The 11267-nt window shown below is 71.4% G+C and carries 11 protein-coding genes and 1 tRNA gene; 6 read left to right on the forward strand and 6 right to left on the reverse strand.

The window, feature by feature from the left end; translation table 11 throughout:
* Window positions 1-39: 39 nt before the first annotated feature.
* Window positions 40-360: an FmdB family zinc ribbon protein gene (locus HNR67_RS08775; protein WP_185001573.1), complete on the reverse strand. Its 321-nt coding sequence runs from the start codon at window positions 358-360 to the stop codon at window positions 40-42.
* 99 nt (window positions 361-459) lie between these two features.
* A complete protein-coding gene (locus tag HNR67_RS08780; protein WP_312986805.1) occupies window positions 460-1047 on the reverse strand; it encodes a 5-formyltetrahydrofolate cyclo-ligase in 588 nt (195 codons plus the stop codon).
* An 82-nt stretch (window positions 1048-1129) separates the two neighbouring features.
* On the opposite strand from HNR67_RS08780, the gene HNR67_RS08785 reads away from it, so the two are divergent.
* The 6 genes from HNR67_RS08785 to HNR67_RS08810 all read left to right on the forward strand — a co-directional run bounded on the left by HNR67_RS08785 (window position 1130) and on the right by HNR67_RS08810 (window position 6141).
* Window positions 1130-2020 carry a UTP--glucose-1-phosphate uridylyltransferase gene (locus HNR67_RS08785; RefSeq protein WP_185001574.1) on the forward strand — a complete coding sequence of 297 codons (891 nt, stop codon included), beginning with the start codon at window positions 1130-1132 and terminating at the stop codon, window positions 2018-2020.
* Window positions 2021-2025: 5 nt separating this feature from the next.
* Window positions 2026-3249 (forward strand): molybdotransferase-like divisome protein Glp, encoded by a 1224-nt coding sequence (gene glp, locus HNR67_RS08790; RefSeq protein WP_185001575.1) that lies wholly within the window; start codon window positions 2026-2028, stop codon window positions 3247-3249.
* Between the two features lie 6 nt (window positions 3250-3255).
* On the forward strand, window positions 3256-3942 hold the full coding sequence (locus tag HNR67_RS08795; RefSeq protein ID WP_185001576.1) for a GNAT family N-acetyltransferase: 687 nt from the start codon (window positions 3256-3258) through the stop codon (window positions 3940-3942).
* Window positions 3943-4070: 128 nt separating this feature from the next.
* The gene (sepX, locus tag HNR67_RS08800; protein ID WP_185001577.1) at window positions 4071-4829 is read left to right on the forward strand and encodes a divisome protein SepX/GlpR; all 759 of its coding nucleotides are present in this window, start codon (window positions 4071-4073) and stop codon (window positions 4827-4829) included.
* Window positions 4830-4886: 57 nt separating this feature from the next.
* Window positions 4887-4959, forward strand: a tRNA-Ala gene (locus tag HNR67_RS08805).
* A 468-nt stretch (window positions 4960-5427) separates the two neighbouring features.
* Window positions 5428-6141, forward strand: coding sequence for a hypothetical protein (locus HNR67_RS08810; protein WP_185001578.1), 714 nt, complete (start codon window positions 5428-5430; stop codon window positions 6139-6141).
* A gap of 203 nt (window positions 6142-6344) precedes the next feature.
* Here the strand turns inward: HNR67_RS08810 and HNR67_RS08815 are convergent, their stop codons facing one another.
* The 4 genes from HNR67_RS08815 to HNR67_RS08830 form a co-directional block, all read right to left on the reverse strand.
* Entirely contained in the window at window positions 6345-7058 is a 714-nt protein-coding gene (locus HNR67_RS08815) for a leucine-rich repeat domain-containing protein (RefSeq protein WP_185001579.1), read from the reverse strand.
* Window positions 7059-7347: 289 nt separating this feature from the next.
* Entirely contained in the window at window positions 7348-8829 is a 1482-nt protein-coding gene (locus HNR67_RS08820; RefSeq protein ID WP_185001580.1) for a PucR family transcriptional regulator, read from the reverse strand.
* Complete coding sequence (locus tag HNR67_RS08825) at window positions 8826-9917, reverse strand: DUF917 domain-containing protein (RefSeq protein WP_185001581.1); 1092 nt, start codon at window positions 9915-9917, stop codon at window positions 8826-8828. Before HNR67_RS08825 ends, HNR67_RS08820 begins: the two co-directional genes overlap by 4 nt.
* Window positions 9914-11245 (reverse strand): hypothetical protein, encoded by a 1332-nt coding sequence (locus HNR67_RS08830; protein ID WP_185001582.1) that lies wholly within the window; start codon window positions 11243-11245, stop codon window positions 9914-9916. The genes HNR67_RS08825 and HNR67_RS08830 overlap by 4 nt, the downstream gene beginning before the upstream one ends.
* Between the last annotated feature and the right edge of the window lie 22 nt (window positions 11246-11267).

The following is an 11267-nucleotide window of genomic DNA, read 5'->3' on the forward strand; positions in this document are numbered from 1 at the left end:
TGGCTGTGGATAAGTGGGCGGCTGTGGATAACTCCGGGGTCAGCTCGCGGCGGAGCTTGTGGAGGTGGTGCTGGCCGAGGATGATGCCGGGCTGCTCGACTCGGACTTGGTCGAGGAGCTGCCCGAGTCCGCCTTCGACTCCGACTTGGACGAACCGGCCGACACCGTGGACGAGCCACCGCTGCCCCGGCTGTCGGTGCGGTAGAAACCGCTGCCCTTGAACACGATGCCGACCGCGCCGAAGAGCTTGCGCAGCTTGCCCGAGCAGTTGGGGCACTCGGTGAGGGTGGCGTCGGTGAAGGCCTGCACCGCCTCGAAACGGTGCTCGCACTCGGTGCATGCGTACTGGTAGGTCGGCACGACAGTCCCTCCGCGAACGGCTCTGACTGGCACTCGTGCTGACAGAGTGCCAACAAATATGATGCGTCAGCCGAGGGGGCGAACGCAAACAGGCGTCGCTCACACCCGTTCGGGGAATTCCACCAGTCCGCCATCCGGCGTCAGCGCGCCGGTCATCCGAATGTCGTGCGGCTCGGCGGGCAGCAGGTCCAGCAGCTCCTCGTCCCGCACCACCGCCAGCATTGGCACACCTGGCCTGACCAGCGGCAACGATCGATCGTAGTGCCCGGCCCCTCGTCCGAGCCGCACCCCGGACCGGTCCACCGCCAGCGCGGGCACCAGCAACCCGGCCAGCTCGGCCACGGCCGCCGGGCCAAGGCGCGGCCCACTCGGTTCGAGCAATCCGTAGCGAGCCGGGGCCAGCGACTCCGGCCCCGCGTACTCGGCCCAGTCCAGCGGGGCCGCGCCGACCACGATCGGCAGCAGCACCCGGCGGCCCGCCGCGCGCAGCGCGTCCAGCAGCGCGGCCGAACCGGGCTCGGCGCCCACCGGCACGTAGGCTGCGACCGGTCCGGCCAGCCGGGCCGCCCACGCCGCCGCGGCCGTGGCCAGCGCCGCCGCCTCGGCAGCCCTGACCTCCGGCGACAGCGCCCGCCGGGCGGCCGTCAGCCGGGTCCGCCACTCGTTCTTCGAGGTCAACGCGCTCACAGTCGCTGACCCTAGCGTCGGATACGCCCGTATTCGAGGCGTCACGAAACGTGATTTACAGCCCCCGTTAGGCTCGCTTCCCATGAGCTCGTCGAGCGCCTTCCGTACCGCCATCGTGCCTGCCGCGGGGCTGGGCACCCGATTCCTGCCGACCACCAAGACGGTTCCCAAGGAACTGTTGCCGGTCGTGGACACCCCTGGCATCGAACTGGTGGCCGCCGAGGCCGCCGAGGCCGGCGCCACCAGGCTGGTGATCGTCACCTCGCCCGGCAAGGACGCCGTGGTCAAGCACTTCGAGCCGCAGCCAGAGCTGGAGGCGACCCTGGAGAAGCGGGGCAAGGACGCCCTGCTCGCCAAGGTCCGCCGGGCCAATGAGCTGATCAAGGTCGAGACCGCCATCCAGGAGGAGGCCAAGGGCCTCGGGCACGCGGTCGGCTGCGCCGAGGGCAACCTCGACGGCCAGGACGAGGCGGTCGCCGTGCTGCTGCCGGACGACCTGGTGCTGCCCACCGGCGTGCTGAAGACCATGGCCGACGTGCGCGCCCGCTTCGGCGGCAGCGTGCTCTGCGCCTTCGACATCCCACGCGCGGAGATCTCCGCCTACGGCGTCTTCGACGTGGCCGACACCGACGACGCCGACGTCAAGCAGGTCCGCGGCATGGTCGAGAAGCCGAAGGCCGAGGACGCCCCGTCCACCTTCGCCGCGGCCGGTCGCTACCTCCTCGATCGGGCGATCTTCGACGCGCTGAAGCGGATCACCCCGGGCGCCGGCGGCGAGTTGCAGCTCACCGACGCGATCGCGCTGCTCATCGCCGAAGGCCACCCGGTGCACGTCGTGGTGCATCGCGGCGGTCGGCACGACCTGGGCAACCCCGGCGGCTACCTGCGCGCCGCGGTCGACTTCGCGCTGGAACACCCTGAGTACGGCCCCGGCCTGTTGCAGTGGCTTCAGGGGCGGGTTGGCGCATCCTGAATGCCATGAGGTCAGTAGACGAGCAGCTAGCCCGCGTCCTCGCCGCCGCGGTGCAACCTTCACCGGTGCGGGTGGCCATCTCCGAGGCGCAGGGTCTGCTGTGCGCCGAGGAGGTCGTCGCCGAGCGGGCGCTGCCCGGCTTTGACCAGGCCGCCGTGGACGGCTACGCGGTACGCAGCGTGGACGTCCAGGGCGCGGCCACCGAACCGGTGGTGCTGCCGGTGGTCGGCGAGATCGCCGCCGGCTCCCGGCAGCCCAGCAGGCTCCAACCGGGTCAGGCGGTGCGGGTGGCCACCGGCGCCCCGCTGCCCACCCTGGCCGACGCGGTGGTGCCGCTGGGTTACACCGACGGCCACCAGGCCAGGGTCTCCGTGCAGCAGCCGGTGCCCTCGGCCGCCTACGTGCGGCGCACCGGCGAGGACGTGCAGACCGGCGATGTCGCGGTCCGGCGTGGCGCGGCCATCGGCGCCGCCCAGGTCGGGCTGCTGGCCGCGGTCGGCAAGGACAAGGTGCTGGTGCACCCCCGGCCGCGGGTCTCGATCGTGTCCATCGGCGACGAGCTGGTGGACGTGGACCGCTCGCCGGGACCAGGCCAGGTCTACGACGTCAACTCCTACGCGCTGGCCGCGGCGGCCAGGGACGCAGGCGCCGAGGTCAGCCGGGTCGGCATCGTCTCCAGCGACCTGCGCAGGCTGCGCGAGGTGATCGAGGGCAGGTTGCTGCTCTCGGAGATCGTGGTGGTCGCGGGCGCGGTCGGCGGTTCGGCAGGCACGGAGATCTGCGCGACCCTGGCCGATCTCGGCGACCTGGACACCTCCAGGGTGGCCATGCACCCCGGCTCGGTGCAGGGCTTCGGCAGGCTCGGCCCGGACGCGGTGCCCACCTTCCTGCTGCCCGGCAACCCGATCAGCGCGCTGGTCGTCTTCGAGGTGCTGGTCCGGCCGCTGATCAGGGCCTCCCTCGGCAAGAACAACCCGTACCGGCGCACCGTCACCGCCCGGCTGGTCTCCCCGGTCAGCTCCACCAAGGGCCGCCGCGGCTACCTGCGCGGCACCCTGCTGCGCGACACCGACACCGACGACTACCTGGTGCAGCCGCTGGGCACCGCCGGTGCGCACCTGCTGTCCTCGCTGGCCGAGGCGAACTGCCTGATCGTCATCGACGAGGACACCGCGGACGTGCCGATCGGCGAGCCGGTGCGGGTGAGCTTCCTCGCGCAGCGCGGGTAGCCGGCGATGACCCGGCCCGAGGAGGCCGAGTACGGCAGGCATCCGGGCTGGCCAGCCCGGCTGGGCCCGATCGTGACCCCGGCCGGACACGTCGCGCTGCGCCCGCCACGGCTCCGGGACGCGGGCGCGTGGAGTTCGATCCGGCTGCGCGACCGGCCGCACCTTGAGGACTGGGAACCCAGCGGCTTCGGCGACTGGTCCGACCGCAACGCCACCTTCGCCTGGCCGGCCCAGTGGTACGCGCTGCGCGCACTGGGGCGGCGTGGGCAGGCGCTGCCGTTCGTGATCACGGTGAACGACCAGTTCGCCGGGCAGATCACCATCGGCAACGTGGTCCGCGGCGCACTGCGCTCGGCCTGGCTCGGGTACTGGGTGAACAGCGCGCTGACCAGGGGCGGGATCGCCACCGCGGCCGCCGCGCTGGTCGTGGACCACGCCTTCGGCCCGGCCGGGCTGCACCGGATCGAGGCCACCGTGCGGCCGGAGAACGCGGCCAGCCTGCGGGTGCTGGGCAAACTCGGCTTCCGGCAGGAGGGCGTCTACCGCCGCTACCTGGACGTGGCCGGTTCCTGGCGGGACCACCTCTGCCTGGCCCTGACCACCGAGGACACGCCCGGCGGACTGGTCGCCCAGCTCATCCACGAACGGCTGGCCTGGTACCCCGGAGCACGCCTGTCCGGCGGCGGTCGTTAGCCCCAACGGGGGACAGACATAGCTTGACTACGGCCACTATTGCGGCGTGCCTCCGACACGGATGTGACTGCTGTGACTAGCGTGGCGGGTGGTAATGGCCGCTCGGACCGCGGGGGAGGTGGCGCGGGATGCCAAGTTCACTGATTTTCGCGGCGCTCGCAGCCGCTTGGCTGATCGTCCTCGTGCCCATGGTCGCCCGTCGCAGGGGCCCGGTGGCCCGCACCGCGGACTCGGCGCTCGCCGCCAGAGTCGTGCGCCGCGGCGGTTCGACGGGCACGGTGGAAGAGGTGCTCGCCATGCCAGAACCCGAAGACGGCCACCACGACGATCCAGTCGAGGCAGCGCCGGAGCGCCCACGCCGGGCCAAGTTCGCCCCACTCGACGGCGAAGAGGCCACGCCACGCCGCTACCGCCCAGGTAGAGGCGGTTTCGACCCCGAACAGGCCGCCCTGGTCGCCGAGGCCAAATACGCCTTCCGCCAGCGCGTCGTGCTCGCCATGCTGCTGCTCGCCCTGGGCACCGGCCTGGCCGCCGGGTTCCTCTGGCCGATGCTGTGGTGGGGTCACGGAGCCGTCGACCTGCTGCTTGTGGGCTATCTCACCTACCTGCGCAGGCAGGTCCGGATCGAGGCCGAGGTGCGCGAACGCCGCCTGGCCCGGCTCGGTGGCAGGCGCGCGGTCGCCGAGGACGCGGACGAGGCCGAGGAGGCCGAGGTCGAGGGCGAGTACGTGGCGCCCAAGCCCACGGCGGGCGTGAAGCCCACCCCGAAGCCCAGCTGCACCTCCCGTCCTGGCACGGTCATGGTCGAGATCGACGACGGCGACCCCGCCTTCGACGAGCTGGACCCGCCCGGTCAGGTGTCCTACCGACGCGCCGCGGGCGAATAGACCCCCCGCTGCGCAGCCCCCCTCGGATCAACTGCTATGCTCTGCGAGCACGAACACGGGGCTGTAGCGCAGTTGGTAGCGCGTCTCGTTCGCATCGAGAAGGTCAGGGGTTCGATTCCCCTCAGCTCCACCCAACAACGGGAGCGCCCTGCTTAGCGGCGGGGCGCTTTCGCTGTTTGTTGGGTTCTTTGACCCGGGGGCCCGAGCCCCCGGACCCCCACGGTGCGGTGGGTGGCCGAACCAGCGGGGCTGGGTTCGCTGGAAGTTTTTCTTTTGGGTTTGTTTGTGGGTTCTGTTCTGTTTTTTTGGGCTTACTTTGTTGTGCTTTTTTGTGGTTGTTTTTGGTTGGGGAGCTGCGCCGGTCAGGTGTTTTTTGTGGGGGTTTTGGGGGTTTTCCGTCACACTGGGGCGCTCGGGGTGTGGGGTGGGAGAGGGGGCGGTCTTGTTTCCTCGGTTTGTGGACTGGTTGGACGGCTTCCTTGCTGAGGAGGGGGCTCGGGGGATCGTTCGGGGTGCGTTGGGGTTGATGTCGTTCGGGGCTGTGTTGGGGGTGTTGTTCGGGGACGCGGCTGTGCGGGCGGGGGTGATGGTGGGGACGTTGCTGGTGGTGTTGGCGATCATGGTGGCGTTGACGGGGGATCGGCGGCGGTTGCTGGGGGAGTTGGAGGAGCAGAAGCATCTGGTTCGTAGTTATGGGGATGCTTTGTGGGAGCAGCATCCGCGGAATTTTCGGGTGTTGAGTTGGGAGCAGACGGCTTATATCGAGGCTAATGGGGATACTCGGGAGTTTATTGTTATTCATGCGGTGATTGAGGGGCAGGATGCGCCGTTTGTGCGGTTGCGGTTTGGGGCGGGGTGGCCGCAGCCGAAGCGGTATCAGCGGAAGGTGTCGGTGAACGTTCGTAGTGTGGCGGTGGATGGGCGGGCGGGGACGCGGTTCCGGGTTACCAAGGACTGGATGCCGGATGGGCGGATCAGTGTGATGTCGCACTTCACCACGCCGGCCGCGGTGGGCACCGATGTGCGGTTGCGGATGGAGTGGTTCTGGCCGGGCAAGAGCGTGCCGCTGACCTCGCGGCGCAACCCGGACGACTTCACCTTCAAGTTCGGCAACCCGGTGGAGCGGGCGGTGTACAAGGTGATCCTGCCGCTGGGGGCGACCGTGTACTGGGAGCCGATCGGGTTCCGGACCGGGGACGGGGTGGCGACGCTGGCGGTGGACGAGAGCGGGGAACGCACGCAGGTCACCGTGGAGGTGCAGCGGATGCCGGTCAGCCGCAAGGTCGGCGTGCGGCTGGAGCTGAAGAAATAGCGAAGGCCCGCTCGGGTGGGAGCGGGCCTCGCTGAAGTCTTGGTGGTGGCGGGTTACTCGTCGCCGTTCTCGCCACCGGTGTGCTGAACCACGGTGTTGCCTCCTGGGTGGATGTGGGCCAAAGCGGCACTCTAGCCCCTCGCTGGCCAGGGGATCCGTGCGCTGGCTCGCTTCTGTGGGCAATCGACACCCAATCGTGTGGGTCAGTCGGCGGCGCCGGAGCGGTAGACCAGGCAGCCGCGGGACTCCAGCTCGGCGATCCAGGGTGGTTCGGTCTGCAGGGGGTTCCAGCGGAGGTCGAGTTTTTCCAGGGCTGGGTGGGTGTGCAGGGTGTCGGGGAGGGTCTTGATGCCGTTGGCGCGCAGGTCCAGGTGGCGGAGGCGGGGCAGGGTCAGCAGGGCGGTGGGGAAGGTGGTCAGGGCGTTGTTGCGCAGGGACAGGGTGTGCAGGGCGGTCAGGCCGGGCAGGGGTGGGAGTTCGGTGAGGGTGTTGTCGTCCAGGTGGAGTTCGCGCAGGGCGTGCAGGTTGGTGAAGGTGGCGGGCAGGGTGCGCGCCTTGTTGTCGTAGAGGCGGAGTTCGACCAGGTTTCGCAGGTTGCCGAGGGTGGGTGGGAACTCGGTGAGCTGCTGGTGCGTCAGGTTCAGGTAGCGGAGGTTGGTGAGGTTGCCCAGGGTGTCGGGGGCCTCGGTCAGGTGGCCGTCGCTGGCGTAGAGGAACTCCAGGTTTGTCAGGTTGCCCAGGGTGGTGGGCAGGCTGTCCAGCTGGTTGTGGCCCAGGTCGAGGATGCGCAGGGCGGGGTGGTCGCCGAGGGTGTCCGGGAGCGTCCGCAGGGCGTTGTCGTGCAGGTACAGCTCGGTGAGGGCCGGGGGGAGCGGGGGCAGTTCGGTGAGGTTCCGGTGGCCCAGGTTGAGGATCATGCGGGGGTCCCATCGAGAAGTTCGACCCGGTGTCGGGGCGGGGCGTACTGGTTGGTAGGCTTCTTCGCGCGAAGTGGCTGAGGTCACCGGGGAAAACCGCGTAAGCGATGAATACCTGGGGCGTCTCCACCGTTGTACAGGGCAGAACCGCAGGACAGCACAGCAAGGCAACCGTCGCCCACCGAAGGGTCTGGGCCGGTTATGGGTGCCGCCTTCATAAGCCGCACAGGGTTCGACTCCCTCGGTTGCCACCGCAGCGCCCCTTGGCCTCCCGCCAGGGGGCGCTTCGTCATGTCGGGGTGTCGGCGCTGAGCAGGGCGTAGCAGGCCAGGTGCAGGGCCAGGCGCTGGTCGGGGGAGTCCAGGTCGATGCCGCGGGCACGGATGCGTTCCAGGCGGCCGAGCACTGTGTTGCGGTGCACGCCAAGGCGGGTGGCCGCCTGGCCGGTGGAGCCGGCGCAGTCCAGCAGGGCGGTGAGGGCGGTGAGCAGGACCTCGGCGTCCGGGGCGTTGATCAGGTCGACCAGGGCGACGCGGGCCGCGGCGGCGATGTCGTCCACCGGCAGGCAGGCCAGGACGGCGCGGGGGCCCAGGTCGCCGAACTGTTCCACCGGGTTGCCGCCGGGGCGGCTGGCCACGGCGGCGGCCAGGATGGCCTCGCTGATCGAGCGGGTCAGGCCGGGCAGGTCCTTGCCGGGCACGCCGATGCCCGCGACCAGCGGGATGGGCAGGGCGGCGGCGGCCAGGTGGTCGTGCACCCTGGTGGCGATCTCGGCGGGGCCGCCGGGGACCGCGGTCCACCAGCTCAGCCAGCCGTCCTCGCGCGGGATCAGCGGCAGGTCGCCGAAGGACTCGCGCCAGGCGACCACGACGCCGGGGGTGGCGACCTCGGCGGGGCCTGGCACGCGTTCCGACGGTTTGAGGAAGACCGCGATGTGCTCGCCGTCCAGGCGCCAGCCGACGTCGCGGGCCTGGCGTTCGACAGTGGCGTCGGGGGCGGTGAGCAGCGTGTGCAGCAGGAGTTTTTCTTTGGCCGCTTGGAAAACCGGGGTCAGCCAGGCCCGGCCGACGGTGGCGGCCAGGGGTGCCCTGGCCAGGCGGAGGATGGTGCGGACGGTCTCCACCCAGGACGGGGACCAGGCGGCGAGCTGGGCGACCAGGGTGGCCCATGGCCTGCCGTCGGGGCCGGGCACGGCGACCTCGACCCGGTGGCTGCCCTGGGATCTGTCCGCGGCGGAGCGGCCTGCCAGCACGTGGCCGTCGTCGGTGACCAGGGCGGTGATCACGCCGGGGACCTCGGTGTTGATCACGCCGACGATGTCGCGGGCGGTGGCGCGTTCGCCGAAGAGGACCGCGCAGCGGGCGGTCAGCCGGGCCCTGGCCGCCTCGGTGTCGGAGATCGCGGCGGCCAGTTCCAGTGCGCTCCTGGCCGGGTCGGCGACCACGAACAGCGGCACCCGCAGGCGTTCGGCGAGTTGCGCGGTCGGGGTGGTCACGGTGATCTCGGCGGGGGCGAGCAGGCAGGCCGCGTTGCGTTCCCAGGCCAGCCGCAGCGCGGATTCCAGCGCCCACGCGCCCAGTGCAGCGGCGCCGTGCAGGACCACCGCGGAATGCGGTTCGCACTGGTGGATCTGGTCCAGTTCGGCGACCAGCGCGACCGCGGCGACCTGACGGTCCAGATCGTCCGCGGCGAAGACCTGGGCCTTGGCCAGCGGGCCGAAGTGCAGCAACTCGGCCACGCTCAACGGCTCTGGCACGCGGCTGCGGCTCATGCCTCCTCCTCACGCGGGTGCCGGACCGGGAAACCGAACGCGCGCGGACCGGCCATGGCCAGCCCGGCCGGGGTGTGCCACATCGGCGATACCGGCAGCACCAGCACGTCAACGTGGTGGCCGAGGCCAACCGACTCCATGCCGACCACCTTCAACTCGTGCCGGTCCAGCAGGCACAGCACATCGGGCACGGCCGCGGCGACCGCGCCGTCGATCACCGCGAGCAGCAGTTCGCTGTGGCCCTCCAGCCGGATCAGCCTGCCCGCGCTGCCGTACTCGCCGACCACGATGCTGGTCGGCACGGACGGGTAGATCCGCGGGCCGACGGTGCGGGTGGCGTGCCCGAGTTCGATCACCCGGCCGCTGCCCAGCACCCGCGAGCCCATGATCCTGGTCAGCCCGGCCAGCAGCGCCTCGCGATCGTCGGCGGTGGTGAGCATCCGGCCCACGGTCAGCGCGCGGCTGGTCGCCCCGCGCAGCGCGGCCGGGCGCAGTGCGGCGACCGTGGCCGGGTAGCTGGCGCACAGCAGCCAGCCGCCTGCCGCCTTCATCGCCGCGCGCAGCAACAACTCCGAGCGGTGCTCACTGCTGTCCAGCACCAGCACGTCCCCGGCCAGCCCGACCCCGGCCAGCGGACCGATCGGCAGGCCGGCCAGCGCGTAGGTGGTCTGGATCATCAGCGGCAGCACCCGGCCCATGCCGTCGCAGTCCACCAGCGGCAGGCCGAGCGCGGCGGCCGAGGCGACCGGGAAGACCGCGTTGGGACCGGCGGAGTTGAGCGAGACGATCGCGTCCACCTTGCGGCCCAGGCGTTCCTCCAGCGCGCGGACGGCGAGCACGCCCTCGTCGCCGTTGGGCGGCAGCTCGATCATCGGGGCGAAGCCGCCGAGTGCGCCGATGGACACGCACAGCGCGTCCGGTGGCAGGTCGTCCAACGCCACCAGCGGCACCGGACCGTTGCGGCGCAACACTTCCTCGATCGCGGTGCGGTAGCCGTCCAGTGCGATCGAGCCGGCAGAGGAGCACAGCAACTGGGCCCCGGCCAGCAGCACCGGGATGTCCTCGGCGGTGATCTGGGTGATGGTCATGTGCGCTGCTCCGGCTCCGGGCGGCTGCCCACGTAGACCCAGAGCCGGTAGGCGTCGCGGCCGAGGAAGGCCAGCGAGGTGGCCACCGAGCGGATCACCCGTTCCCGGCCCGGCCGCGCGCCGCTGGCCGCGACCAGGGACAACGCCTGCCGTTCCAGCATGCTCTGCCTGCGTTGCAGGTCCTCGGCGGTGTCCGCGGTGACCACCAGGTCCAGCCAGGCGCTGGGCTCGCTCACCGCCGCGCCGACCGCGCACAGGTCGGCCGGGGTGCGCACCATGGCCAGCACCGGACGGGTCTTGCGGTGCAGGTGTTCGGCCAGGTCCTCGCCGCCCTCGTCGAGCACGCCGACCGCGCCCGCGCCCTCCTGCTCACGCAGTTGCGCGGCCACCGCGTCGGCGGTGGCGGCCGGACGCGTGCTGAGCACCGCCTGCGGGGCGACCAGCCGGACGCCGAGCCCGCCGAGCAGATCGCCCTCGACCCGCGGCAGCCCGGCGCGGACCTCGCCGACGAGCAGTTCCCTGGGGCCGGTCAACACAATGGGGCCGTCGGTGCGGCCGGAGAGCAGGGCCGCGCCACGCAGTGCGGCCGCGGCGGTGGCGGCCAGGCCGCGGGCCGGGACCGAGCGCAGCCGCCGCGCGGAGACCCTGCCGCCGTCGCCGGTGGCGAACCAGCAGCTCGGCGGGCCGTCCAGGGTGGCGGTGATCCGCTCACAGCGGTCGACCAGGTCCTCGCAGAAGTCCAGCAGGGCCGCGTTGACCACGTTGGTGGCCTCGCGTTCCACCAGGCCGAGCCCGCCGACCTCGTGCGAGAGGCAGACCCGCAGGTCAGGGAATTCCTCGGCGACCCGGCCCGCGATGGCCTGCTCGTGCTCGGCGCAGCCGGAGGCGCCGGTCGCGGTGACGGTCAGGGTGCGAATGCCTTGGGCGTAGGCGGTTTCGACCTGTTTCAGCGCGCCGTCCAGGTCCAGCGCGGCCATTTCCGCGCCGAAGATGTCGTGCCCGCCGGTGACCACGGCCTCCCACGCGATCAGCGCGCGGACCAGCTCGAACGGATGCCCGCGATGCCGTGGCGCGCGCGGCAGCACCCGGATCGCGCCCACCGGCTGCACCCCGCTGTTGCGGCGCAGCGCGCGCTCGAACAACGCGGAGACGTCCCAGGTGACCGAATCGACGATGGACGGCGAGGAGGCGGCCAGTTGTTTCAGCAGTCCGCTGAGCTGGCGCCCGCCCCGGCCGGCCACCGTGTTCGCGGCGGTGGCCAGCACCTGGCCTTCATGGGCCAACGCACCGTGCGCACGGTTCACCCCGAGGCGGACTCCGATGCGCATTCCTGATCAGTACACCGGAATG

It is taken from the genome of Crossiella cryophila (genome assembly GCF_014204915.1).
GTDB lineage: Bacteria > Actinomycetota > Actinomycetes > Mycobacteriales > Pseudonocardiaceae > Crossiella > Crossiella cryophila.